This is a genomic window from Bacteroides sp. 11BF (assembly GCF_019633765.1).
Taxonomy (GTDB): domain Bacteria; phylum Bacteroidota; class Bacteroidia; order Bacteroidales; family Bacteroidaceae; genus Bacteroides; species Bacteroides hominis.
Genome location: NZ_JAFKPJ010000005.1, coordinates 96,861 through 122,454 on the forward strand (window position 1 = coordinate 96,861; position 25,594 = coordinate 122,454).

The following is a 25,594-nucleotide window of genomic DNA, read 5'->3' on the forward strand; positions in this document are numbered from 1 at the left end:
ATGATAAACTCCAAAATGATATACCGCATTACAGGTTTTCTCTTGCTGATAGAGACCGGCCTGTTACTCTGCTGTGCGGGCGTTTCGCTGATTTACGGTGAAGACGACCTGAACAGTTTCCTATTGTCGGCAGGATTGACCACTCTGGTCGGTATCCTCCTGCTTGCCGTCGGAAAAGGAGCTGAAAAACAACTCAACCGACGCGACGGATATGTCATTGTCAGTGTGGCATGGGTCGCATTCTCCCTCTTCGGAATGCTCCCGTTCTACCTTAGCCATTACATACCAAGCATTACCAATGCCTTCTTTGAGACAATGTCAGGATTCAGCAGTACCGGAGCCACCATTCTTGACGACATAGAGGCACTGCCCCACGGACTCCTTTTCTGGCGGAGCATGACACAATGGATAGGCGGACTGGGTATTGTCTTTTTTACCATTGCCGTACTGCCCATTTTCGGAGTGAGCGGTGTACAGCTTTTCGCAGCCGAAGCCAGCGGACCGACTTACGATAAAGTGCACCCCCGCATCGGCGTGACAGCCAAATGGATATGGACGATTTATGCCGGACTGACAGCCATCGAAGTGATTCTATTGTTATTCGGCGGTATGGGATTGTTTGACAGTATCTGCCATTCGTTCGCCACCACAGGTACAGGAGGCTATTCCACTAAACAAGACAGCATAGCTTACTACAACTCACCTTATATAGAATATGTAATAGGCATTTTTATGTTCCTGTCCGGAATCAACTTTACGCTGCTTCTATTATTATTTACCGGCAAGTTGAAGAAGGTATCCCAGAATGCTGAGCTGAAATGGTACGTCATGTCAGTGATTATCTTTACCGGATTCATCGCAGCGGTACTTTACCGTACTACTTCAATGGGCGCAGAAGAATCATTCCGTAAAGCTTTCTTCCAGGTAGCTTCGCTCCATACTTCCACCGGATTTGTAACGGCCGACTATATGCAATGGGTACCTGTACTCTGGGGAACCCTGACTGTCATTATGCTGATAGGTGCCTGTGCCGGAAGTACCACAGGTGGTATGAAATGCATCCGGATGGTGATTCTCACCAAGGTATCACGGAATGAGTTTAAACACATCGTACATCCGAATGCAGTGCTCCCGGTCCGGGTGAACAAACAGGTCATCTCCCCTTCCATACTCTCGACGGTACTGGCCTTCTCGTTTCTATATGCCGTTATCATCATCATCAGTGTACTATTAATGATGGCAATGGGAGTAGGCTTTACCGAATCCATCGGTACGGTGATCTCAAGTATCGGCAATATGGGCCCCGGACTGGGTAGCTGCGGCCCCGCTTATTCATGGAACGGACTTCCCGAACTGGCAAAATGGTTGTTGTCATTCCTCATGTTGCTGGGACGTCTCGAGCTGTTTACCGTACTGCTTTTATTCAGTTCAGATTTTTGGAAAAGGAATTAGAAACAAGAGGATAACCTCATTTGTTGTATAATATAGAACAATATATGATTTATTAAAAAACCTTTTTTGTCACATGGAGTTTGCAAAAGAGATGAAATTAAATTCTATATTTGCAACCGTTTAAGGAATAGAAATGAAACAAAGTTTAAAATATTATATACTGATAGCGCTTGCCGTGCTGCTTCATTCGGTAACGATGAAGGCGGCAAATACCTCTTATATAATAGAAGATCCGGATCAGGACGAATGTTTTATTTCACAAGCCGCTCCTGCAAACCGGAACATTCTGGAGCGATTCCATTTTTATTGTACCATCATGCCCTGCGAAATGGGTCATGCAGATATTTCTCATGTACCAACGGATAAAAGCTTTATCCGTCCCGAAACGGTCTTCCATAAATACAGAATGAGAAATAATCCCTTATCAGATCATTCAATCTATTCACATACATACAATCCATCGGATCCACTGACCTACTATGTCTACGGATTAAGGAAAATCATTATTTAGGAAAGCTACAAGCTACGAACAGCGATGTCATTTGTGAACAGATTCACTTATGTCCTGTAGCTATCAACCCTTTTTTCAATCAGTTGTCACTCAGAGGTGTGACGATTTATTGCATCTTTCAGATTATTCAATCTAAACATACTATTGGATTATGAATTTTACATTGTTAGTTGTCGTTCTGCTGACCGCAATTGCCTTTGTCGGTGTGGTGATAGCCCTTTCAAACGCTATCTCACCACGATCGTATAATGCGCAAAAGTTCGAAGCGTATGAATGTGGTATCCCTACACGCGGTAAATCATGGATGCAGTTCCGCGTAGGTTACTACCTGTTTGCTATCCTGTTTCTGATGTTCGACGTCGAAACGGTATTCCTGTTTCCCTGGGCAGTGATTGCCCGCGATCTGGGACCCCAAGGATTAATTAGTATTCTCTTCTTTTTAGTTGTGTTGGTTCTGGGCCTTGCCTATGCCTGGAAGAAAGGAGCACTGGAATGGAAATAATGAAAAAGCCCAAAATAAAGTCTATCCCTTATGAAGACTTCATCGACAACGAATCGTTGGAAAAGATGGTCAAAGAACTCAATGAAGGCGGAGCCAACGTCTTCGTGGGAGTGCTTGACGATCTTATCAACTGGGGACGCAGCAACTCGCTGTGGCCGCTTACTTTCGCAACCAGCTGTTGCGGTATCGAATTCATGGCACTGGGTGCCGCGCGTTATGACATGGCCCGTTTCGGGTTTGAAGTAGCCCGTGCCAGCCCGCGACAGGCCGACATGATTATGGTATGCGGAACCATCACCAATAAAATGGCCCCGGTGCTGAAGCGTCTATATGATCAGATGGCAGATCCCAAATATGTGATTGCCGTAGGAGGATGTGCAGTGAGCGGCGGTCCGTTCCGCAAGTCCTATCATGTAGTAAACGGAGTAGACAAGATTCTTCCGGTCGATGTATACATTCCCGGATGTCCGCCCCGTCCCGAAGCATTCTATTACGGCATGATGCAACTGCAACGCAAAGTGAAGATAGAAAAATTCTTCGGAGGAGTAAACCGGAAAGAGAAGAAACCTGAGAAGGAATAAACCCAGATGCATCACAGATTCGCATTAATCATTAAAATATGGAAGAAATAAAATACATAGAACCCGCAGCACTACACGACGAGATGCTGCGTCTGCGTAACGAAAAGCAGATGGACTTTCTCGAAAGCCTGACAGGCATGGACTGGGGAGTGGCAGAGGAAGGCGACGCACCGAACGTAACCCGGGGACTTGGAGTAGTCTACCATCTGGAATCGACCGTAACCGGCGAACGCATCGCTGTAAAAACATCCACAGATAACCGCGAAACTCCGGAAATCCCTTCCGTCAGTGACATCTGGAAAGCGGCCGACTTCAACGAACGTGAAGTATTCGACTATTATGGTATTGTATTCATCGGACATCCCGACATGAGGCGCCTTTATCTGCGTAACGACTGGGTAGGATATCCGATGCGTAAAGATAATAATCCGGAAAAGGATAACCCGTTGCGTATGGATAATGAAGAGACCTATGACACTACGCAGGAAATAGGGCTGAACCCGGACGGAACTTACCAAACCCAGGAGAATGTCATCTTTGATGACCGTGAATATGTAGTCAATATCGGACCACAACACCCGGCCACCCACGGAGTAATGCGTTTCCGCGTATCGCTTGAAGGCGAAACCATCAGGAAACTCGATGCCAACTGCGGCTACATCCACCGGGGAATCGAGAAGATGAACGAAAGCCTCACCTACCCGCAAACCCTTGCACTGACCGACCGGCTCGATTATTTAGGAGCACACCAGAACCGCCATGCCCTTTGCATGTGCATCGAAAAGGCAATGGGAATCGAAGTCAGCGAACGTGTGAAGTACATCCGTACCATTATGGACGAACTTCAGCGTATCGACTCCCACCTGCTGTTCTATTCGTGCCTCGCGATGGACTTGGGAGCACTGACCGCTTTCTTCTACGGTTTCCGTGACCGTGAGATGATTCTGGACATGTTCGAAGAGACCTGTGGCGGACGTCTGATTATGAACTATAATACTATTGGTGGGGTACAGGCGGATCTACACCCGAACTTCATCCCGAGAGTGAAAAAATTCATCCCCTACATGCGTGGTATCATTCACGAATATCACGACGTATTTACCGGCAACGTCATTGCCCGGCAGCGCCTGAAAGGTGTAGGCGTACTGAGCCGCGAAGATGCTATCTCCTTCGGATGCACCGGTGGTACAGGCCGTGCCAGCGGATGGGCATGCGATGTGCGCAAACGTATGCCTTATGGTGTATATGACAAGGTGGATTTTAAAGAGATCGTTTACACCGAAGGTGACTCTTTTGCCCGCTACATGGTACGTATGGATGAAATTATGGAAAGTCTGAACATCATCGAACAGTTGATAGACAACATTCCGGAAGGACCGATACAGGAGAAGATGAAACCTATCATCCGGGTGCCGGAGGGAAGTTACTACACTGCTGTCGAAGGCAGCCGAGGTGAATTCGGGGTATTCCTCGAGAGCCACGGAGACAAGACCCCCTACCGCCTGCATTACCGTTCGACGGGACTGCCGTTGGTTTCGGCTGTCGATACCATCTGCCGGGGAGCCAAGATTGCCGACCTGATCGCCATTGGCGGAACGCTGGACTATGTGGTGCCGGATATCGACAGATAAGTAAATAGTAAATCGTCTAATCGTAAATATAGCATATGTTTGACTTTAGTATAATAACAAGCTGGATACACCAGACTCTGACCTCCGTCATGCCGGAGGGGCTGGCTGTATTCATTGAATGTGTCGTAATCGGGGTGTGCATTGTGGCCCTGTACGCCATACTTGCCATTCTCCTTATTTATATGGAGCGTAAGGTGTGCGGTTTCTTCCAGTGCCGTCTGGGACCGAACCGTGTAGGAAAGTGGGGAAGCATCCAGGTGCTCTGTGACGTGCTTAAGATGATGACCAAAGAAATCATCGAGCTGAAACACTCGGATAAATTCCTTTATAACCTGGCTCCGTTCATGGTGATTATCGCTTCGTTTCTCACCTTCTCCTGCCTGCCCATCAGCAAGGGGCTGGAAGTGCTGGACTTCAACGTGGGTGTATTCTTCCTGTTGGCGGCTTCGAGCATCGGTGTGGTAGGTATCCTGCTGGCCGGATGGGGCTCGAACAACAAGTTCTCACTGATCGGTGCCATGCGAAGCGGTGCACAGATCATCAGTTACGAACTGTCCGTGGGACTCAGTATCCTGACGATGGTGGTACTGATGGGTACCATGCAGTTCTCTGAAATCGTAGAGAGCCAGGCCAACGGATGGTTTATATTCAAGGGACACATCCCGGCGGTGATCGCCTTCATTATCTACCTGATAGCCGGAAACGCAGAATGTAACCGCGGCCCGTTCGACCTTCCCGAAGCGGAAAGTGAGTTGACAGCGGGCTACCATACCGAATATTCGGGTATGCACTTCGGATTCTTCTATCTGGCCGAATACCTGAATATGTTTATCGTAGCCGCCGTAGCTTCCACCATCTTCCTCGGAGGCTGGATGCCGTTGCATATCGTCGGTCTGGACGGATTCAATGCCGTAATGGATTACATCCCGGGCTTCATCTGGTTCTTTGGCAAGGCATTCTTCGTGGTATTCCTGCTGATGTGGATCAAGTGGACTTTTCCACGTCTGCGCATTGATCAGATATTGAATCTGGAATGGAAATATCTGGTGCCCATTTCGATGGTCAATCTGGTAATCATGGTATTAATCGTAGTCTTCGGACTGCACTTCTAACCCGGAGGACTGAAAAATGAAGAATGAAGAATATACATATTTAGGTGGCCTGATGCAAGGCATCGGCTCCCTGCTGACGGGTATGAAAACCACCATCAAGGTGTATTTCCGGAAGAAAGTAACCGAACAATACCCGGAAAACCGTGCAGAACTCAAGATGTTCGACCGTTTCCGCGGTACATTGACCATGCCTCACAACGAAAACAATGAGCATCGCTGCGTAGCCTGCGGACTATGCCAGATGGCATGTCCGAATGATACCATCAAAGTGACCAGTGAGACCGTTGAAACGGAAGAGGGTAAAAAGAAGAAAATACTGGCAAAGTATGAGTACGACCTCGGCTCGTGTATCTTCTGCCAGCTATGTGTCAATGCCTGCCCGCACGACGCAATCACCTTCGACCAGGTATTTGAGCATGCCGTATTCGACCGGAGCAAGCTCATCCTGCAGCTCAATCACGAAGGCAGTAAAGTAATCGAAAAGAAAAAAGAATAAAAGAATATGGGACTTACACTTGAAACAGTAGTATTCTACTTTCTGGCAGTGTTCATCATTGCCATGTCCATACTGACGGTGACTACACAACGCATCGTACGTTCGGCCACCTATCTGCTGTTTGTGCTTTTCGGCACAGCAGGCATCTACTTTCTGTTGGGGTATACTTTCCTCGGATCGGTACAGATCATGGTCTATGCCGGAGGTATTGTGGTGCTCTATGTATTCTCCATCCTGCTGACGAGTGGAGAAGGCGACCGGGCGGCTCACCTGAAACGGAGTAAATTCCTGGCGGGACTCGCCACGACCATAGTAGGCGCGGCACTGGTGCTCTTTATCACACTGACCCACAAATTCGTACCGACAAGCGATCCGGAACCGGTAGAAATCAGTATCAAGACCATCGGGCATGCACTGCTAAGCAGCGGCAAATATGGATATGTATTGCCTTTCGAAGCGGTCAGCATACTGTTGCTGGCTTGTATCGTAGGCGGATTATTAATTGCACGTAAAAGATAGAAAGATATGATGATACACATGGAATATTATCTGGTGGTTTCTACCATCATGATGTTTGCAGGAATATACGGGTTCTTCACCCGGCGCAACACACTTGCAATCCTGATCTCTGTGGAACTGATGCTGAATGCGACCGATATCAACTTTGCCGTATTCAACCGTTTCCTTTTCCCCGGAGAGCTGGAAGGATATTTCTTTGCCCTGTTCTCCATCGCCATCTCGGCTGCGGAAACGGCTATCGCCATTGCCATCATGATTAATATTTACCGCAATATACGCAGTATACAGGTAAAGAATCTCGATGAATTAAAATGGTAGGCAGAGCATACCTCTTGCAGTATAAACATAGTATAATATACAACAACAGATAGATTATGGAATATACAATTCTGATCCTTCTTCTCCCCTTCCTCTCCTTCCTGACAACAGGGATAGGAGGCAAGTGGATGAGCCACCGGACAGCGGGCACCATTGGCACGCTGGTATTGGCAGCGGTGACCGTACTTTCGTACATCACGGCCATACAATACTTTTCGGCTCCCCGCCTGGCGGACGGAACGTTCGCCACGCTCATTCCTTATAACTTCGAATGGCTTCCGTTTACGGAGACACTGACATTCAATCTGGGCATCCTGCTCGACCCTATTTCGGTAATGATGCTGATCGTGATCTCCACTGTCAGCCTGATGGTACATATCTACTCCTTCGGCTATATGAAAGGTGAACGGGGATTCCAGCGATACTACGCATTCCTGTCCTTGTTCACCATGTCGATGCTCGGACTGGTAGTGGCAACCAATATCTTCCAGATGTATTTGTTCTGGGAACTGGTAGGTGTATCTTCTTACCTGCTGATAGGCTTCTACTATACCCGCCCGGCAGCCATTGCCGCCAGCAAAAAGGCGTTCATCGTAACCCGCTTCGCCGACCTGGGATTCCTGATCGGTATCCTGCTATACGGATATTACGGAGGTACATTCGGCTTCACTCCCGACACAGTTTCGATGTTGAGCGGTGGCGCCAGCATGTTACCTCTGGCCCTCGGACTGATGTTTGTCGGCGGTGCCGGCAAGAGTGCCATGTTCCCGCTGCACATCTGGTTACCGGATGCCATGGAAGGTCCGACTCCTGTCAGTGCATTGATTCATGCCGCTACCATGGTGGTAGCCGGTGTCTATCTGGTGGCACGCATGTTCCCTCTCTTCATCGAATATGCACCGGACGTACTGCACCTGATCGGATGGGTGGGCGCTTTCACTGCATTTTATGCAGCCAGCGTGGCTTGCGTACAGAGTGATATCAAGCGTGTACTTGCTTTTTCCACCATCTCACAAATCGGCTTTATGATTGTGGCATTAGGTGTCTGCACCTCTTCCGACCCGCATCACGGAGGACTGGGCTATATGGCCGGCATGTTCCATCTTTTCACACATGCCATGTTCAAGGCATTGCTCTTCCTGGGTGCCGGCAGCATCATTCATGCCGTACATTCCAACGAGATGTCCGCCATGGGCGGACTCCGCAAGTACATGCCGATTACGCATATCACCTTCCTGATAGCCTGTCTTGCCATCGCGGGTATTCCCCCGTTCTCAGGTTTCTTCTCTAAAGATGAAATTCTGGCAGCTTGCTTCCAGTACAGCCCTGTGATGGGTTGGGTGATGACAATCATCGCGGCTATGACTGCCTTCTATATGTTCCGTCTCTACTACGGCATTTTCTGGGCCGGTGTAACGCCCGGACAAAAGTCGGCAAGCAATGGAGCAAGTGACGCACACACTCCACACGAGTCTCCCCTGACCATGACTGTTCCGTTAATCTTCCTGGCTGCCGTCACTTGTGTGGCCGGTTTCATTCCCTTCGGACATTTCATCAGTGCCAACGGTGAATCGTATACCATTCATCTGGAAACTTCAGTAGCCGTCACCAGCGTAGTGATTGCCGTGGGCTCCATCGTTCTGGCCACTTGTATGTACCTGCGTCCACAACAGCCATTGGCAGACAAACTTGCCAAACGGTTCGCCGGACTGCACCGGGCAGCCTACCACCGTTTCTATATCGACGAAGTATATCAGTTCATCACGCACCGCATCATCTTCCGTTGCATCTCTACGCCGATCGCTTGGTTCGACCGCCATGTAGTAGACGGATTCTTCAACTTCATAGCTTGGGGAACCCACGCCACAAGCGACGAGATACGGGGACTGCAAAGCGGACGTGTACAGCAATACGCTTACGTATTCTTGCTTGGAGCATTGATACTGATCTTAATATTAATCTTATAAAGCACAAAAGATATGAACTTTTTATCCTTATTCGTACTCATTCCTCTGCTGATGCTTGGCGGGTTATACCTTGCCAAAGGCATTAAAGCCATCCGTGGAGTGATGGTAGCGGGAAGTACAGCGTTGCTTATCCTGAGTATTGTGCTGACGTTCCTTTATTTAGGCGAGCGCCAGGCAGGAGCCACAGCCGAAATGCTGTTCCGTGCCGACACAGTATGGTATGCTCCCCTCCACATATCCTATTCAGTAGGAGTCGACGGAATATCGGTAGCCATGCTGCTGCTCAGTGCCGTCATTGTTTTCACCGGTACCTTCGCTTCCTGGAAACTGCAACCGCTGACCAAAGAATACTTCCTGTGGTTCACACTCCTGTCGATGGGAGTATTCGGATTCTTCATCTCCATCGATCTGTTCACCATGTTCATGTTCTACGAAATCGCGTTGATCCCGATGTATCTGCTGATCGGCGTATGGGGCTCGGGACGCAAGGAATACGCAGCCATGAAGCTGACCCTGATGTTGATGGGTGGTTCGGCTTTCTTGCTGATCGGTATTCTGGGCATCTTCTTCGGTGCCGGCGGAACGACAATGAATATCCTCGAAATAGCCCGGCTGCACAACATCCCGTTCGCACAACAGTGCATCTGGTTCCCGCTCACCTTCCTGGGATTCGGCGTACTGGGCGCACTCTTTCCTTTCCACACATGGAGCCCCGACGGTCATGCCTCGGCACCGACTGCCGTCTCCATGCTGCATGCCGGCGTACTGATGAAACTGGGAGGTTACGGATGTTTCCGCATCGCCATGTACCTGATGCCAGAAGCTGCCAACGAACTGAGCTGGATCTTCCTGATCCTGACAGGTATCTCGGTTGTATACGGTGCCTTCAGCGCTTGTGTGCAAACCGACCTGAAGTATATTAATGCCTACTCGTCAGTGAGCCACTGTGGTCTGGTGCTTTTCGCTATCCTGATGATGAACCAGACAGCCGCCACCGGTGCAGTGCTCCAGATGCTCAGCCACGGGTTAATGACAGCATTATTCTTCGCCCTCATCGGTATGATATACGGACGTACACATACCCGCGACGTACGCGAGTTGAACGGACTGATGAAAGTGATGCCGTTCCTCAGTGTCTGCTATGTAATTGCCGGACTTGCCAACCTGGGACTTCCGGGACTCAGCGGCTTCGTAGCCGAGATGACCATCTTTGTCGGTTCATTCCAGAACTTCGATGTGTTCCACCGCACGCTGACCATTATCGCTTGTTCATCCATTGTCATTACTGCGGTCTACATCCTCCGGCTGGTAGGCAAGATTCTGTATGGGACTTGTACCAACAAGCATCACCTGGCACTGACAGACGCAACCTGGGATGAACGCTTCGCCGTTATCTGTCTCATTATTTGTGTTGCCGGACTGGGTATGGCTCCTTTCTGGGTAAGCCACATGATCGGCGAAAGTGTATTGCCCGTTGTTTCACACTTAATACCATAAAAAGAAGATGGATTATTCACAATTTCTATATATGAAAGAGGAGCTATCGCTGATAGCGGTTATCCTCATCCTGTTTGTGGTCGACCTGTTTACCTGCCCGGACCATAAAGGCACGGCTCCCAAACTACCTACCAGGTCACTCACCTTGCCGGCTGTCATCCTGCTGACCATCCACACCGTAATCAACCTCTTCCCCGGAGCTCCGGCGGAGGCTTTCGGCGGAATGTATCAGTATGCACCGATGCAAACCATCATCAAAGCAGTGCTCAACGTCGGTACTCTCATCGTGATACTGATGGCCCACGAGTGGCTGAAGCGTGAAGACACCAGCATCAAGCAGGGAGAGTTTTATGTCCTGACACTCTCCACCCTGTTAGGTATGTATTTCATGATCTCTGCCGGACACTTCCTGATGTTCTTCATCGGGTTGGAAATGGCGAGTATCCCTATGGCCGCACTGGTGGCATTCGACAAATACCGCCACCACTCCGCAGAAGCAGGTGCCAAGTATATCCTGACAGCTCTGTTCTCAAGTGCCTTGCTGCTGTTCGGTCTTTCGATGATTTACGGAACGTCAGGCACTCTCTACTTCGATGACCTGCCCGGGCACATTACAGGTAACATGCTTCAGGTCATGGCTTTCGTGTTCTTCTTTGCCGGCATGGGATTCAAGATCTCCCTGGTTCCCTTCCATCTCTGGACCGCCGACGTATACGAAGGTGCACCTACGGCCGTGACCTCCTATTTAAGTGTGATCTCCAAAGGATCGGCAGCTTTCGTGCTGATGACCATCCTGACGAAAGTATTTGCACCGATGACGGCACAATGGCAGGAAGTACTGTTCTGGGTAACTATTGCCTCAATCACCATTGCCAATCTCTTTGCCATCCGCCAGCAGAACCTGAAACGTTTCATGGCATTCTCAGCCATCTCTCAGGCCGGATACATCATGCTGGGTGTCATAGGTGGCAGTGCGATGGGGATGACCGCCTTGGTTTATTATGTACTGGTTTACCTGGCAGCAAACTTAGGTGTATTCGCGGTTATCTCGATTGTGGAGCAACGTAGCAACAAGGTAGAAATAAACGACTATAACGGACTGTACCGGACAAACCCCAAACTGGCTTTCATCATGACACTTGGCCTGTTCTCACTGGCCGGTATCCCTCCGTTTGCGGGTTTCTTCTCCAAGTTCTTCATCTTCATGGCCGCATTCAACAGTGGGTTCCATTTACTGGTATTCATTGCCCTGATCAACACAGTAGTTTCACTCTACTACTACCTGCTGATCGTGAAAGCCATGTATATCAATCCCAACGAAGAACCCATCCCCGCTTTCCGCAGTGACGGTTATACCAAGTTAAGTCTCGCACTTTGTACATTGGGCATCATAGCCTTAGGTATCGCAAGCTGCATCTATCAGGGAATCGATAAGTTTGCCTAACCATATTTCACCACAGAGGACGCAGAGGACGCAGAGGGAAACCGAAGATATTATTATCCTAATGGATAACGTATCTTTATCTCCTTCTCTGTGTTCTCTGCGTCCTCTGTGGTGAAATGTCTTTTGCTATGAAAGCCCCTATTTCGGAATGGTGAACCAGAACCGGGAACCCTTTCCCTCTTCCGAATCCACTCCTATGACTCCGCCTAACTGCTCTACGATGCTTTTGCAAATAGAAAGCCCGAGGCCGGTTCCATGAATAAAGGTGTTCAACTTGACGAAGCGCTCAAAGATATGAGGCAGTTGCCCTGCGGGAATTCCAATTCCCGTATCCCGCACATAAAACTCCACGCACTCTTCTTTTTCTTCGTATCCCACGCGGATACTGCCCGATGAAGTAAACTTCAAAGCATTGTTCACGAAATTAGAGATAACCTGGTGCAGGCGATTCCGGTCACTCACCACACTGCATTCCGACGGATGCGGATCAAAAACCAACTCAACTCCTTGTGGTACCTTGATCTGGGAACTGCGGACAATATCTTCACAAAGCATATTCACATCCGTCTCGCCATAGGTGAATTCAAATGTCCCCGCCTCTATTTTCGACAGGTCTAAAATATCAGAGATCAGCTGTAACAGCAAGTCGTTATTCTCTTGTACAATCTTAATGTATTCACGACGTTCTTCCAGATCTTCCGTATCCACCAGCAACCCCGAGAAGCCGACAATCGCATTGAGCGGTGTACGTATCTCATGACTCATATTCGCAAGAAAAGCACTCTTCAGGCGGTCCATCGTTTCAGCTTTCTCTTTAGCCTCGATAAGCATGGCTTCCGTCTCTTTCAGTTCGGTAATGTCATAGTTAATGCCGATGATCTCTATCTCCCCGTTATCCGGTTCAAACTTGGTGACCACCACATTCATGCGCACCCAGTTCCACTCATCGGCAGTGCCGGGCTTCAACACACGCATTTCGCTACGGAAATCCTTCTCCTCACCCTTCAATACCTTTTCGTAGAAATCAACGACTTTCTGCCTGTCTTCCGGATGCATCTTATCATAGACTCCCACAACCGACGACAGCGGAATATCCTCAGGCTCGCCCATATTCTTATACCACTGCTTGATGGCATAACCACGTTTGGTAAGCAAGTTCAGTTTAGCATACCCCACCTTTGCATAGTCCGATATCAGCAGGAAGAAGTTCTCAAAATCACGGATACGGTTAATGGCGTCGATGCGCTCCGTATTATCGATATTAATCAATACATATCCGTTGAAGTTCCCCTGACTGTCAAACAGCTTACTGACCTTTGTATAGAGTTCAATCATCTTCTGTCTATCCGAGTGGAAATAGTCGCCTGCCCTCTCAAAAGAGTAATTCAGCCTGAAATCCACCAAATCCTCGTTCCGCACCCGTTCCCTGATTTCAAGAGGCACATTCGGGTTCTCAAAGAAGCTGACACCTATTACATCCGCTTTATCCTTCACCCCAAAGGTCTCCATGTCCCAGTTGTTCAAATCGAGCAGATAGCCATCCTTATCATAAAGCTCCACTCCGGCAGGAATATTGGCAAAGATACTCTTGAAAAGCTTTTCGCTGCGATCCAAAGCCCTGTGGGCACGTACTGTCTCCGTAGAGTCCAGAAACAAGGAAACCACCTCGTCTTTCTCCGGAGAATATATGATGCAATGGGAACTGCGCTGGGAGCGATGGAAGAAAACATCCGTCTCTTTATGCACATTATCTTCAATAACGTCCACCAGATAGTCTATTGGTGCTTTCGTATCCGCATACAGTTCACTGCCCAGACGCCCCACATAATCCGAAAGAGGCAATCCGATCAGTTCCGAACTCAGATCATTGGCGTCGGCTACCCGATAGTCGCAAGGTTTCCCGTCGACATCCCGGATGATAGACATACGCACATATCCCATCGGCATGAAGCGGAACAGGTTACGCAAGAAAGAACGTTCGCGGATGGCATCATCTTTTGCTTTGCGCAGTTCGATGCAGATACTGATTATATTGGCCAAAGACGACAACCACTGGAAATCTTCATTACTCCAGTTACGGTAATTATCCACAAGGTCGATTCCCATATATCCCCATACATGTTCGCCCGCTATCAGCGGAGTGACCATCAGCGACTTGATGTTCTGTCGGCTGAGGATGGCATATTCGGATTTCGCATGTTTCGGAAGCTGATCCAATGAATCCAGTATCACCGGCTTACCCGATAAGGTCTGACTCGTCCACCAGGGCAAACTGTCGGTAGCGATGCGTTGCAGGCTTTCAATCTCCGCCGGCACTCCCTCTGCCACCACTTCATAGGTACAGTCCTGATAACGGTAATATTCATCATACTCAAAGATATACACCCGTCCGCCATGAAAAAGGTCGAGGATATCTTTCAGTATTTCCATGATACAAAGGTCCACACTGTCATCTTTCAGGAAGCGCAACAGCGAATGGGAAATGGAGTTCTGACGATACAGCAAATCGTTGACACGCTCCAGGATACGTTCTGAGGTTTCATTGGGAGCCTCTACCCGTTGTATGGTACCGAAGGAAATGATCCCCCTGCCCGGCACTTCCTCCCGATTGCCCAAACGTGTGTGCAACCAGATGATTCCCTCTTTGGAATAAATGGGAAAGGTCTGTTCATAAAACTCCCGGTGTATAGAAGCGTTGAACTCCCGGACTATCTGTTCCTGATAGTCCTTCCGCACCCGTTCTCTGAAATCCATAAAAGAGATAGTATTACCTTCCAGTCCTAATAAATCACATAGATATTCTGAGCATAGATAATGTCCGGCTGTGAAGTCAGCTTCCCACCACCCGATCTGTGCCATGGAGGCCATTCGCCGAAACCGTTCGATATCGTTATCCATAAAAGTAGTTTACAGGGGTATATGTTTGTCTGCTGTAAGTATGCAAAATTAGAAAATTATCCATTTCTATCAAGAGAATGGATTAAATATTTGCGGTATCGGTGCTCTAAGAGTATTGCGGGAGATAAGGATACACAGGAATGTAACACAGATGTTAACGAATCGTATAGTGCATGTATCACCCCCGTAACCTGAATCCCGCAACTTTGCACCGACAGAAAAACGTAGATAAAAAGACATGAAACAACGAATCGGGAGACTTCTCTCCACCCTTCTTCTCACTACATTTTCCTTGGGAATCACAGCAGGTGTCATCAAGGGAACCATCATTGACAAACAAACCAAAGAACCGCTGACGGGAGCTACCGTACAGGTTACAGGTTCCGCCACCGGTGCCGTAGCCGATTTAAACGGTAATTACACCCTTACACTGAACAACGGCACCTATACCCTCGAGGTGAAATACATAGGATATAAAACGTTCCGGATGAATGAAGTGAAGATAAAAACCGATGCGACACTGAACTTCGAACTGGAAGTGGATGCACAAACGCTGGATGCCGTCACCGTAGTGGCCCGCAAGAACCTGGAAGGTGAAAAGGCTTTGTTGCAGGAAAGACAAAAAGCAACGCTTGCCATCGAGAACATGGGAGCCAAGGAGATGACTCTCAAAGGTATATCGAACGTACAGGATGGGGTTAAAAAAATAACGGGAATCTCCATTGCCAGTGCCGGACAACTGATTGTGCGCGGACTGGGAGACCGGTACAGCACCACCACCCTGAACGGGCTGCCCATCGCTTCGCCCAATCCGGACAACAAGCTGATCCCGCTCGACCTCTTTCCGGCCTCTACCGTAAAGAACATTACGGTCAGCAAAGTATATGCCGCCGGATCTTTCGCCGACTATTCGGGTGCACATATCGACATCAGCACCAAGGAGAATACCGGAAGTGACTTTTTCTCCATCGGCTTCAACGTAGGCGGACGCTTCAACACCATCGGAAAAGATTTCTATTACAGCGACCGGAAGGGGGGCCTCTTCAGTACAGGCAACCTAAAGAACAAAAACCGGATTCTGGCTATGGGTAAAAGCGAGTTCCGCGATTATGCCCGCAACAATGATCCGTTCGGTACAAACTTCGCCATCAGCAAGCACCGTTCGTTACCCGAGTTCGGCGGTAACCTCGGAGGAGGCAAGAGCTGGACTCTGCCCAACGGCAACCGCCTGAGCCTGCTCGCCTCGGTAGGCATCAGCAACGAAAACCAGATTCTGAAAGATGCCTACGTCACTACCATGACGGCACAAGGCACCCACCTCGATAAGTTTAATTACGACAGCTATTCCAGCGCATTGAAAATAGCGGGACTGGGCAGCATCGGATACTCGTTCCGGCAGGCCGACCACATCAACTTTACCCTGTTTTATGCCCGCAATGCCATCAACGACTACATGGCACGCGAAGGGATCGATGCAGAAAAGAACAACATTACGTCGAGCAACAGCGTATTTCATGCGTATTCACTGCTGAACAACCAGTTGATGGGACACCATGAGCTGACCTCTCAGTGGGATGTAAACTGGAGTGCTTCCTACGGGCTGACCAACAGCGATGAACCGGACCGCCGGCAGGTTGTCTTCTTCCGCAATGAAGGAAGCGACAAGCTGAACCTCTTTAAACTGAACCAGACCACCAACCGCTATTTCGGAGAATTGCAGGAAAAGGAGATTGTAGGTGACCTGCGCACTTCGTACAAATGGGGTGACGCGAACCTCATTCGTGTGGGAGGGACTTACAAAAGCAAAAAGCGCGACTTTGAAAGCGTGAACTTCTATTATGACATCAATGCCCTGAATGCCGATGTCACCAACATATACGATACCAACGGATACCTGAATCAGGAAAACATAGCCAACGGAACGATAAAAGCCAATATCGACGCACAACCCCGTTACAACTATTACGCCGGCATGGATGTATGGGCAGGGTTTGCCGAAATAGAATATTATCCGGTTGAATCTCTGCTGGTCAACGTGGGGCTGCGCTACGAGCAAGCCAAGCAATGGGTACGCTACTGGACAGACGGAGGGCAGGAGAAGAAGACGAACCTGGACAAAGGTGATTTCTTCCCGGCACTGAACCTGAAGTACACCATCGACGAGACCAACAGCCTGCGCCTCTCCGTATCACGCACCGTCACCCGGCCTTCATTCATCGAAATGGCTCCGTTCCTCTACCAGGAGTCCTACGGAAGTGCCTACATCCGTGGTAACAACGAGCTGAAGAATGCTTATAACTACAACATAGACCTGCGCTACGATTTCTTCCCGAAACGTAACAATGGCGACATGTTCTCCGTTACCGGTTACTTCAAGAAACTGAAGTCGCCCATTGAGCAGACCCAGGAGTCTTCGGGCGGAACAGTGATCCGTTCTTTCCGCAACGCCGAAGACGGAATAGCCACGGGAGTGGAAATCGAGTTCCGCAAAGAACTGTTCAAGAATCTCCGTATCGGTGCCAACGGCTCATATATGTATACAAACGTCATCCTTCCTGAAGGCGGGGTATATACCGACTCGGAACGCGCTCTGCAGGGAGCCTCCCCGTTCCTGATCAATGCCGATATCAGCTACACTCCCCAATTAAGGGGAGAAAGCGACCTGACACTGGCACTGGTTTATAATGTGCAAGGGCCACGCATCGAGACAGTAGGTATCTACGGAACAGGCAATATCAAGCAACAGACCCTGCACACGATGGACTTCATAGCAAGCTATGCCATCAACAAGCATCTAAATCTGCGCTTACAGATGAAAGATTTGCTGAACAGTACCATCCGCTTCAAGCAGGAACTACCGGCAACGGGACAAAAGGTGGAAGTAGAATCATTCCGTCCGGGAACCAATGCGGAGATAGGAGTCTCGTACAGATTCTAAGGCTCGCCACAGGGAGAGGCAGAATCACACAGAGTATTTATATTAATAATCAAACAGATAGTATAAACCATAAACAGTATGAAGATGAAAATGAATTATCTAAAACTCAACTCTTGGGCCGTAGCAGCCCTGATGGGAATGTGTTCGCTTGCAGCTTGTAGTGACGACAACAACGGCGCAGGTGGCGGAAACGGCGAAGGCGAAGAAGTGGTAGCCAACAACGGAACACTGAAAGGAAGCGTAGACGGATCAAAAACCGTGATCCTGACCAAAGGCTACAACTTCTCCCTCGATGGAGAATATATCATCAAAGCCGGTTCTACCCTGAAGATCGGTGAAGGTGTGACAATCAGCGCCAAGAGCGACGATGCCACCATCGACTACATCCTCGTGGAACAAGGGGCCAAGATCGAAGCGGTAGGTACTGCCTCTGCTCCGATTATCATGACCTCCGACACCAAAGAACCCGGAGCATGGGGCGGTATCCATATTTGCGGTAAAGCCCCGATCAATATCGGATCGACCGGTAAATCGGAAGTAGGAGACGCTACTTACGGTGGTTCCGATCCGGCAGACAACTCAGGTATCCTGAAGTACATCCGCCTGGAATACGCAGGTTATAAGTTCACCACAGAAAAAGAGTGCAACGGTTTCACCTTCTACGGTGTAGGAAACGGCACTACCCTCGAATATCTGGAAGCATACAAAGGTACGGATGACGGTTTCGAATGGTTCGGAGGTACGGTCAATGCCAAGTATCTGGTATCGGTAAGCAACAGTGACGATTCTTTCGACTGGACAGAAGGATGGAGCGGAAAAGGTCAATTCTTTGTCGCCTACCAGGAAGATCCCGCCACTTTGGGATATACATGTGACTGCCTGATCGAAGCCGACAACTATGACAAGAACATGGATGCCACTCCGATTTCATGCCCCACACTGGCTAACCTGACACTGATCGGCGCCAACAATGACGAAGGTAAAAGAGGCATCCGCCTGCGTGCCGGAACTCAGGCCAAAATCTACAATGCACTGGTTACAGGCAAAGCCAATAACCTGACTACTGAAACAGAACAAACCGAGAAGTACTTGGTGAATGGTCCTTCGGTATTGAACTACATCGCTATCGCGGGAGATATCAAAGCCAGCGGTGACGGCGGTTACTCTTCTGCCCTGTTCACTGCCGCAGAGAATCACAATGCCATCAACCAGACTTTCAGCTTCAGCAACACCTTCATCGGAATCCAAGAAGGAGGAGCCGACCTCTCGGCAGACAGCTTCTTTGAGAAAGCGGCTTATAAAGGCGCAGTGAAAGCAGACAACGAATGGACCAAAGGTTGGACAAAGTTATAAATCACATATACACTCACAGAATGAAGAGGTAGTGTCGAAACTCTTTTCACCACAGAGTAACACAGAGCATCACAGAGTTTTTCACTAATAATCAACAATTTAAAATTGTCTCTGTGTTACTCTGTGTCCTCTGTGGTGGATTTTGACATATTTACCTGTTTTTCAAACTATGAACAGATACAGACTAAGGATTATCGCACTGACAGCACTGGTTTGCCTGGCCGGCAGTAGCTGTACGGACGACGAGAACGGCGGACAGGGTAACAACATTGTTTACGGTGAAAACATCATCGGAAACGGAGAACAGACCTTTGAGATAAAAGATCATCAATACCTGAAACGAGGCACTTACCTGATGAAAGGTTGGTGTTACGTCACATACGGCTCCACACTGACCATTGAGGCAGGCACCGTCATCAAGGGCGACAAAGAGACCCGTGCCGCCCTGATCATAGAACCGGGCGGAAAGCTGATAGCTCAAGGAACAGTGGATGCACCGATTGTATTCACTTCCGAAATGCCTGCCGGAAAGCGGAAACCGGGCGACTGGGGAGGGCTGATTCTTTGTGGCTATGCCCGGAACAACGAAAACATCATGCAGATAGAAGGAGGTCCGCGCACCACGCACGGCGGTCCGAACAATGCAGATAATTCGGGCATCCTGAGTTACGTCCGCGTAGAGTTTGCGGGGTATCCGTTCAAGAAGAACCAGGAGATTAACGGAATCACTTTCGGCTCGGTAGGAAACGGTACGCAGATAGACCATCTGCAAGTATCCTATGCCAATGACGATGCTTTCGAATGGTTCGGCGGAACGGTCAATGCAGAATATCTGGTGGCCTATCATTGCTGGGACGACGACTTCGATACAGACAATGGTTACAGTGGTACGTGCAAGCATCTCTTAGGTATCCGCCATCCGCGAATAGCCGACATCACAGGTTCTCATGCCTTCGAATGCAGCAACAACGGTACAAACAGCCCGGGCACTCCCACCACAGCCGCCACCTTTGAAGATGTCACGATCTATGGTCCCGCCTCGGGAGACGCTTCATTCGTAAACCGTCCCGACTTCATCAATGGCGGCGGACTGCGGCCGGAGAATGAAAGTATGTTGGGATTGTTCGGTTCGGCACTGTATCTGGGGGCCAATACGTCAGTAACCTTCCGGAACTGCCGGATCAACGGATATCCATCGGACATAGAAGGGACACCTGCCGTAATGGAAAATGTAGTGTTCAGTGAAAAGGAAGAAATCAACTATCCGGAGTGGACAAAAGGATGGTGTAACTTTAATCCGCAGGAAACGGAGTATTGAATTCACCGGAATGAGGTGAATCAAAACCCTTTTCACCTCTGTGTTACTCTGTGTCCTCTGTGGTGAATCTCGGCACACTTCCTGCGGTTTTGACATTCTGTCAAAATGATACTTCAATCCTCTCAGATTGCTTTCTTTCGGCCCGTCATAAAGCCGCAGGACTAAAATCGCCTTCTATGGCGATCGCTGTTTTTACTTTTATCACCCGAACAGCCGATGGACGAACAAGATAACACCGTTTCTGCAAAAAGCAGGACCCATAGACGAAAATTGCCCCAAAGATCCGTTTCTTTGTCATTTTCACTTCGTTCGTTCCGGAGTAGCAACCAGGAGAATTCCACTCTCTTTTGGAGCTCCGATCGGAAACAATAAGAGTAATCCGGAAAAACATTAGGAGATATTTCAAAAAGAAGTAAGCATTTGCCCCGAAAGAAGTAAGCATTTTCGGCAAATGCTTACTTCTTTTTCCGGAAAGCCCGGCTCTATTCTCTCAACACCCCGGCTTTCGGAGCCTTCAAGCCCGGCTTTCCAGCTTCCAAAGCCCCTTTGAGGAAGGCTTCTTCTTCCGGATCTATCAAAAAAAAGAAATGCGCTGTTTGGCAAACAGCGCATTTCATATCTTTTAGAAAGCGAAATAGAATAAATTCTATCAAAACGATTGATAACTGGAGTTATCGTTTCCGGCTACTGCCATACATTCCATCTCGATCAGCCAGGTAGGGCGGCACACGGCAGCGGCAACGAACTGTATGGGTATTTGCGGAAAGCGTTCGGCAAACATATCCCGGACAACCGGATAATCGGAAGCGTCACGAAGATAGACAATTATTTGCGCCACATCGGCAAAACCTGCCTTACCTTCTTCAAGCAACTTCTCCACATTCTCCCACATCCGCCGGGTCTGTTCCCGGATATCACCTACATGAACGACTTCACCACGGTGATCGATACTGGCCGTCCCACTGATAAAGAGGTGACGACGGTCACCATATTCCACACAGGTTCCGCGCTCAAAGGTCACTCCATACAAAGCCGTCGGACTCAGGTGAGTCAACGCATGGAGGTAGGTCACCTGCTCCGGATTCAACCCTTTCACCGCATAGGCATCGAGCAATACATGAATCTTCGGATCGGCATGACGCCCTTCTATACCGGTACTGGCTATGTAATGCGTATGCTCGGTCAGCCCCTGCCCGACGAAATTCTCCCGGCGGGCTTTGACAATACCGGCATAATTTACATCTACGTTCTGCACAAAGATCCAGGTACGGATGCAGTCGGCTGCCAGCCTACAGCCTTCTCCTTCCAGACTGCTTTCATAAGCCTCGAGCAACTCACGCATCTGCCGTTCCGAATCGCCACGGGCAATTCCGGCCCCTGCCATCCAGTGATGCTGATAGGCTTCATTCTGTCCCGAAGTGAGATAAATCCATAAAGCAACCTTACTTCCATCCAACGGAGGTTGTTGCACGACAGAGATTGCGCAAGGAGTCTGCCCCTGCAAAGTTACTTGCAGGGTTGCCCACTGATTGGCTGCATCACTCAGGAAATAACGCCGGAACACCGGCATCAGGCCGGCCGGCAATTGCTCCCGGAGCAGCATATCCAGCGTGCCGTGCAAAGCGGTCAGCTGCTCCGCATAACTCCGTCCGTCCGCTTCCGCATGAAGCATGATATGATATTCCAAGGCCTTGCCTTCGCCACCAAAGCAGGAGACTTCGGCCGTTACCTTCTCTTGTTCCTGTTTATATCTTCTATATTTCATGTCCTGTCTTTTTTCATTTACTTCACCCGGGTGCGTTCTTTCGATATCAGTCCTTTCTCCATTTCACGTTTGTCCCATCGCACCGGAGCGGAAACAAACTCCGGTATATTATACGAATAGATCAATTGGTCATAGAATGTATACGGATCTTGCTGCGGCAAAAGGAAAGGCTTGCCGATGCGTCCCTGATCATCTACGGAAGCAAGATAGAGCCGGGTATACAGTCCGCCATCCCTCCGGCTGCTGAATACAAACCAGTGCGAATTGCTGCTCCAATTGTGATAGCTTTCCGTATCGTCACTGTTCACCTCTTTCAGGTTGCGGAAGGCCCCGCTTCTCAGATCCAAAAGCCAAAGATCGGCCTCCTTATGCCAGATGGAGAAGTTTCCATAATCCGAAAGCGTAAACATCAGATACTTTCCGTCGAACGAAGGTTTGGGAAAAGAAATGCTTTTATCCAGTGTACGGGCGGAGATCAACGTATCGATCCGTTCGCCAAATGTTCCGTCTTCAGGATGGAAAGCAATACTGCACAAGCTGTATTTCACCTCTTTATACCGGGCAGGCATCTCTTTCTGCTCCGCCGAACAGAAATAAAGTGTCCGTCCGTCGGGCGAGAAGGCGGGAAATGTTTCGAATGCGGCGGTACTCAGCAAAGGAGTAGTCAGTATCCGATGTGACTGCGGATGGTAGACTACCACATCCGAAGCCTGGTCAAAAACCTCGATAGGCTTCTTCCCTCCCAGATGGAAAGTCTGGTTGGTCCGGTTCACCGAATAAGCGATGTATTCGCCCGAAGGATGCCAATAAGGATAAACACAGGCAGAAAGCTGTCCGTCAGCCTTTGTATCGAGGAACTCGCTCTCTCCACCGATGGTCATCACCGTGGCTCCGTGTCCGCCTCTGACATGCAGGCTGGACGGATCGGGGTTCGTCTGATTGAAAGCATGGCAATTGACGCAGGCGGCCGTCACCTGAGTATTCTCAAACAAAGGGGTCTGGCGAAACGTAGAAAGTTCGCGCTCATAAATACCCATCTTGCTGTATATTTCGTATCCCGGCGCAAGCAGGCGGTACACCAATCCGTAATCAATGGGAAACGGGCTGATATAGAACGGGAAAGACCGATACGCTTTCCATTCTCCGTTTTGACGGATACATACTTTCACTTCAAGGCTGTCCCCTTTATTGTTCTCCAGCAACTCGCTCCATTTTCCGGCAGGGATCTCCACAGATTCTCCGCTTGTCCGGATGGGATCTCCTTTCTTTCCGGAAATCACGACATCTACCGCCTCCGCCCCGTCAGCAGTCACACGGAAGTTGAGCGGTGCAATGGTAGCGGGAATCGTTACCCCCGCATAGTTGGGCCATATCGGAGGAAGTGCATCTACCGGAATGGGCGATACCACCTTTTGCCGGCAGGAAACCACCGTTAATGATAACAGCAGGATACCTAAACACTGTTTTATCTTATTCATAATCTTTTATCTAAAATGTACATAGAACCAGTAAGTATCTCCAAACCGGGATGCCAACGCCTCCTCAGACCGTGTAGAAGTGTAAATGCGCGCATACTCCCGCAACCGCTCTCCTGTCTCCCGGTTAATCTTCCAGGGGATTTCCTCTCCCGGCGTATGCTTCTGCATACTCCAGCCAAACAGCAGTGCCTCCTGATAACTCTTCGGTATCGAGCGGTAGCCCAGTTTCTCTCCCAAAGGATAATAGTGAACGAATCGTCCCATGTCTTTCTTCAGCAGGGTAATGCCCATCAGATATTCATAGGCCATCCGGTTCTCCGGATTTGCCTGCAACAACAATGACAACGTCATCTCCGGTTCTGCCGGATTGAAAAACAGGTCGGTTTGCGGGGTGAGTTTTCTCAGGCGTCCGTACTCGGGATGTGCATCGATCCGCGCCTCATCGTCCAGACAAGCCAGCATCTCCGTGGCCCAGTCTTTATAAAAAAGGGTATGTTGCAGGATACGCAGATATTTGCCTGCCACTTCATATCTTCCGTTTATCAGATTTGTTTCGGCAAGCCGCTTAAAACAGCGGACGCTCTTCTGATAATCGGGGATGGCTTCCATCGCTTCAAAGACAAGTTGTTGGGCTGTGTTCACCATCCCCAGGTAATAATAGGTTTCGGCAGCTACCAGAGGAATTGTAAAGTCATTGACAAACGACATGAACAGCCCCTCTTTTCCACGCTGGCGATAGTGAAACATGCGGTCGGCCAATTGCCCCTTCATCCCTAAGGCAAGGTTGAGGTAGGAAACCGCCATGGGAGTATCGGGCAAATTCTTCCCGGCCAGGACAATGATACCGTCCCAATCCTGCATACGTACGTGATAGTCGTAGGCCATTACTGCCTCTTTATTCATCGCGATGCTGCGCTTGCCAAGGAGATTCATGGCCAACAGCATCAACAGGAACTGCCCCGTAAGGGCCACAACATAACGTCCCCGGGTAATCTTCCCGGGCAGGCGGGCTACTAACGGCGGAACCAACACGAGAGCTATCCAGGCAACCACTTGTGCTTTCGGAAAAAATAAAGGGAAACGATAACTTCCGATTCCCCACAACAAGCGGTCCATCGGATAAGGAAACAACCACCGGGAGGCCCAGATTGTGACTCCGGCAACAAGAATCGCTCCGCCTGCCGGAAGCCATAAGGAAGAGTGCTTCGTGCCGAAGCGCCAAAACTCAACCATCAAAGCCAGCGGGATGAACAACCAGGCACAACCTCCCGCCAACATATAGAGTACCGGAATGCCTGCCCAAAGGGAGATACGGCGTACGACAGGATTGAAAATACAGGTATATCCCGCAACTGCCCCCAACACCATGCAAGCGGAAAGGGCTCCCGAAAGGAGATAGTTCTCGTCACAAAGAAGAATAAAGAAACACAAAGAGGGCAGCAGGGTAAGCGGATACCACAAAGAGCACTCTCCCATACGTCCGGCAATAAATGCAACCAAACGTTGCATGCCCCACAATACACCTGCCAGAACAGCGGCTCCCGCCCACGAATAATAATAAAACTGAGTGAGGAAATTACCTAAATAATCCGCCACTCCACCGGGATGGGATGCCCGTTCGACAAAATACCCGGACGTGAAAAGAAACATCTGGAACTGTTCCTGATAGTGCAGATGATAAGGATAATATACTCCAAAGAAGATAAAGACACCTGCTCCCAACAGGATGGAGAGAAGCAGGTTCACTCTCTTGACGTGCTTGTTTTTCATATTCGCTAAATTGTGCCCAAAAGTACAAAAAGTTTGGAAAACAA

Annotated in this window: 20 protein-coding genes; 15 read left to right on the plus strand and 5 right to left on the minus strand. The window is 49.2% G+C overall.

Features of this window, described 5'->3' with window-relative positions; genetic code table 11:
- The 12 genes from JZY04_RS06780 to JZY04_RS06835 all read left to right on the plus strand — a co-directional run bounded on the left by JZY04_RS06780 (position 1) and on the right by JZY04_RS06835 (position 12,030).
- Positions 1–1,452 carry a TrkH family potassium uptake protein gene (locus JZY04_RS06780; RefSeq protein ID WP_122141637.1) on the plus strand — a complete coding sequence of 484 codons (1,452 nt, stop codon included), beginning with the start codon at positions 1–3 and terminating at the stop codon, positions 1,450–1,452.
- Between the two features lie 133 nt (positions 1,453–1,585).
- Positions 1,586–1,963 (plus strand): hypothetical protein, encoded by a 378-nt coding sequence (locus JZY04_RS06785; RefSeq protein WP_005775587.1) that lies wholly within the window; start codon positions 1,586–1,588, stop codon positions 1,961–1,963.
- 151 nt (positions 1,964–2,114) lie between these two features.
- Positions 2,115–2,465 carry an NADH-quinone oxidoreductase subunit A gene (locus JZY04_RS06790; protein ID WP_005775585.1) on the plus strand — a complete coding sequence of 117 codons (351 nt, stop codon included), beginning with the start codon at positions 2,115–2,117 and terminating at the stop codon, positions 2,463–2,465.
- Complete coding sequence (locus tag JZY04_RS06795) at positions 2,456–3,046, plus strand: NADH-quinone oxidoreductase subunit B (RefSeq protein WP_032531159.1); 591 nt, start codon at positions 2,456–2,458, stop codon at positions 3,044–3,046. The genes JZY04_RS06790 and JZY04_RS06795 overlap by 10 nt, the downstream gene beginning before the upstream one ends.
- Before the next feature lie 38 nt (positions 3,047–3,084).
- Positions 3,085–4,677, plus strand: coding sequence for an NADH-quinone oxidoreductase subunit D (locus JZY04_RS06800; RefSeq protein WP_122141636.1), 1,593 nt, complete (start codon positions 3,085–3,087; stop codon positions 4,675–4,677).
- Between the two features lie 35 nt (positions 4,678–4,712).
- Positions 4,713–5,789, plus strand: coding sequence for an NADH-quinone oxidoreductase subunit NuoH (gene nuoH / locus JZY04_RS06805; protein ID WP_122141635.1), 1,077 nt, complete (start codon positions 4,713–4,715; stop codon positions 5,787–5,789).
- A gap of 16 nt (positions 5,790–5,805) precedes the next feature.
- Entirely contained in the window at positions 5,806–6,285 is a 480-nt protein-coding gene (locus tag JZY04_RS06810) for an NADH-quinone oxidoreductase subunit I (protein WP_005775581.1), read from the plus strand.
- A gap of 6 nt (positions 6,286–6,291) precedes the next feature.
- Positions 6,292–6,804, plus strand: a complete 513-nt coding sequence (locus JZY04_RS06815; RefSeq protein WP_005775580.1) for an NADH-quinone oxidoreductase subunit J — start codon at positions 6,292–6,294, stop codon at positions 6,802–6,804.
- 9 nt (positions 6,805–6,813) lie between these two features.
- Complete coding sequence (gene nuoK, locus JZY04_RS06820; RefSeq protein ID WP_005775579.1) at positions 6,814–7,122, plus strand: NADH-quinone oxidoreductase subunit NuoK; 309 nt, start codon at positions 6,814–6,816, stop codon at positions 7,120–7,122.
- A 56-nt stretch (positions 7,123–7,178) separates the two neighbouring features.
- Complete coding sequence (gene nuoL, locus JZY04_RS06825; protein WP_122141634.1) at positions 7,179–9,089, plus strand: NADH-quinone oxidoreductase subunit L; 1,911 nt, start codon at positions 7,179–7,181, stop codon at positions 9,087–9,089.
- A gap of 12 nt (positions 9,090–9,101) precedes the next feature.
- Positions 9,102–10,586, plus strand: a complete 1,485-nt coding sequence (locus tag JZY04_RS06830; protein WP_122141633.1) for a NuoM family protein — start codon at positions 9,102–9,104, stop codon at positions 10,584–10,586.
- Positions 10,587–10,593: 7 nt separating this feature from the next.
- Positions 10,594–12,030, plus strand: a complete 1,437-nt coding sequence (locus JZY04_RS06835; protein WP_122141632.1) for an NADH-quinone oxidoreductase subunit N — start codon at positions 10,594–10,596, stop codon at positions 12,028–12,030.
- Between the two features lie 138 nt (positions 12,031–12,168).
- Here the strand turns inward: JZY04_RS06835 and JZY04_RS06840 are convergent, their stop codons facing one another.
- Positions 12,169–14,928, minus strand: a complete 2,760-nt coding sequence (locus JZY04_RS06840) for an ATP-binding protein (protein WP_122141631.1) — start codon at positions 14,926–14,928, stop codon at positions 12,169–12,171.
- Positions 14,929–15,166: 238 nt separating this feature from the next.
- Here JZY04_RS06840 and JZY04_RS06845 point away from each other — a divergent pair, with 238 nt between their 5' ends.
- The 3 genes from JZY04_RS06845 (at position 15,167) to JZY04_RS06855 (ending at position 20,537) form a co-directional block, all read left to right on the plus strand.
- Positions 15,167–17,866, plus strand: coding sequence for a TonB-dependent receptor (locus JZY04_RS06845; RefSeq protein ID WP_122141630.1), 2,700 nt, complete (start codon positions 15,167–15,169; stop codon positions 17,864–17,866).
- A gap of 78 nt (positions 17,867–17,944) precedes the next feature.
- Positions 17,945–19,219: a hypothetical protein gene (locus JZY04_RS06850; protein ID WP_032540833.1), complete on the plus strand. Its 1,275-nt coding sequence runs from the start codon at positions 17,945–17,947 to the stop codon at positions 19,217–19,219.
- 169 nt (positions 19,220–19,388) lie between these two features.
- Positions 19,389–20,537, plus strand: coding sequence for a hypothetical protein (locus tag JZY04_RS06855; protein ID WP_122141629.1), 1,149 nt, complete (start codon positions 19,389–19,391; stop codon positions 20,535–20,537).
- A 482-nt stretch (positions 20,538–21,019) separates the two neighbouring features.
- On the opposite strand, the gene JZY04_RS21235 is transcribed toward JZY04_RS06855, so the two are convergent.
- The 4 genes from JZY04_RS21235 to JZY04_RS06870 are packed head-to-tail and all read right to left on the minus strand — an operon-like array spanning position 21,020 to position 25,550.
- Positions 21,020–21,154 (minus strand): hypothetical protein, encoded by a 135-nt coding sequence (locus JZY04_RS21235; RefSeq protein WP_005775568.1) that lies wholly within the window; start codon positions 21,152–21,154, stop codon positions 21,020–21,022.
- A 32-nt stretch (positions 21,155–21,186) separates the two neighbouring features.
- Entirely contained in the window at positions 21,187–22,302 is a 1,116-nt protein-coding gene (locus JZY04_RS06860) for a Rid family hydrolase (RefSeq protein ID WP_122141627.1), read from the minus strand.
- A gap of 17 nt (positions 22,303–22,319) precedes the next feature.
- Positions 22,320–23,780, minus strand: coding sequence for a PD40 domain-containing protein (locus JZY04_RS06865; RefSeq protein WP_122141626.1), 1,461 nt, complete (start codon positions 23,778–23,780; stop codon positions 22,320–22,322).
- A 6-nt stretch (positions 23,781–23,786) separates the two neighbouring features.
- Positions 23,787–25,550 (minus strand): DUF6057 family protein, encoded by a 1,764-nt coding sequence (locus tag JZY04_RS06870; protein WP_122141625.1) that lies wholly within the window; start codon positions 25,548–25,550, stop codon positions 23,787–23,789.
- Between the last annotated feature and the right edge of the window lie 44 nt (positions 25,551–25,594).

Bases quoted from the DNA above. Each gene is read 5' to 3' on its own strand.
- JZY04_RS06780 (WP_122141637.1), top strand. From the start codon at position 1: ATGATAAACTCCAAAATGATATACCGCATTACAGGTTTTCTCTTGCTG.
- JZY04_RS06785 (WP_005775587.1), top strand. From the start codon at position 1,586: ATGAAACAAAGTTTAAAATATTATATACTGATAGCGCTTGCCGTGCTG.
- JZY04_RS06790 (WP_005775585.1), top strand. From the start codon at position 2,115: ATGAATTTTACATTGTTAGTTGTCGTTCTGCTGACCGCAATTGCCTTT.
- JZY04_RS06795 (WP_032531159.1), top strand. From the start codon at position 2,456: ATGGAAATAATGAAAAAGCCCAAAATAAAGTCTATCCCTTATGAAGAC.
- JZY04_RS06800 (WP_122141636.1), top strand. From the start codon at position 3,085: ATGGAAGAAATAAAATACATAGAACCCGCAGCACTACACGACGAGATG.
- nuoH (WP_122141635.1), top strand. From the start codon at position 4,713: ATGTTTGACTTTAGTATAATAACAAGCTGGATACACCAGACTCTGACC.
- JZY04_RS06810 (WP_005775581.1), top strand. From the start codon at position 5,806: ATGAAGAATGAAGAATATACATATTTAGGTGGCCTGATGCAAGGCATC.
- JZY04_RS06815 (WP_005775580.1), top strand. From the start codon at position 6,292: ATGGGACTTACACTTGAAACAGTAGTATTCTACTTTCTGGCAGTGTTC.
- nuoK (WP_005775579.1), top strand. From the start codon at position 6,814: ATGATACACATGGAATATTATCTGGTGGTTTCTACCATCATGATGTTT.
- nuoL (WP_122141634.1), top strand. From the start codon at position 7,179: ATGGAATATACAATTCTGATCCTTCTTCTCCCCTTCCTCTCCTTCCTG.
- JZY04_RS06830 (WP_122141633.1), top strand. From the start codon at position 9,102: ATGAACTTTTTATCCTTATTCGTACTCATTCCTCTGCTGATGCTTGGC.
- JZY04_RS06835 (WP_122141632.1), top strand. From the start codon at position 10,594: ATGGATTATTCACAATTTCTATATATGAAAGAGGAGCTATCGCTGATA.
- JZY04_RS06840 (WP_122141631.1), bottom strand. From the start codon at position 14,928: ATGGATAACGATATCGAACGGTTTCGGCGAATGGCCTCCATGGCACAG.
- JZY04_RS06845 (WP_122141630.1), top strand. From the start codon at position 15,167: ATGAAACAACGAATCGGGAGACTTCTCTCCACCCTTCTTCTCACTACA.
- JZY04_RS06850 (WP_032540833.1), top strand. From the start codon at position 17,945: ATGAAGATGAAAATGAATTATCTAAAACTCAACTCTTGGGCCGTAGCA.
- JZY04_RS06855 (WP_122141629.1), top strand. From the start codon at position 19,389: ATGAACAGATACAGACTAAGGATTATCGCACTGACAGCACTGGTTTGC.
- JZY04_RS21235 (WP_005775568.1), bottom strand. From the start codon at position 21,154: ATGAAATGCGCTGTTTGCCAAACAGCGCATTTCTTTTTTTTGATAGAT.
- JZY04_RS06860 (WP_122141627.1), bottom strand. From the start codon at position 22,302: ATGAAATATAGAAGATATAAACAGGAACAAGAGAAGGTAACGGCCGAA.
- JZY04_RS06865 (WP_122141626.1), bottom strand. From the start codon at position 23,780: ATGAATAAGATAAAACAGTGTTTAGGTATCCTGCTGTTATCATTAACG.
- JZY04_RS06870 (WP_122141625.1), bottom strand. From the start codon at position 25,550: ATGAAAAACAAGCACGTCAAGAGAGTGAACCTGCTTCTCTCCATCCTG.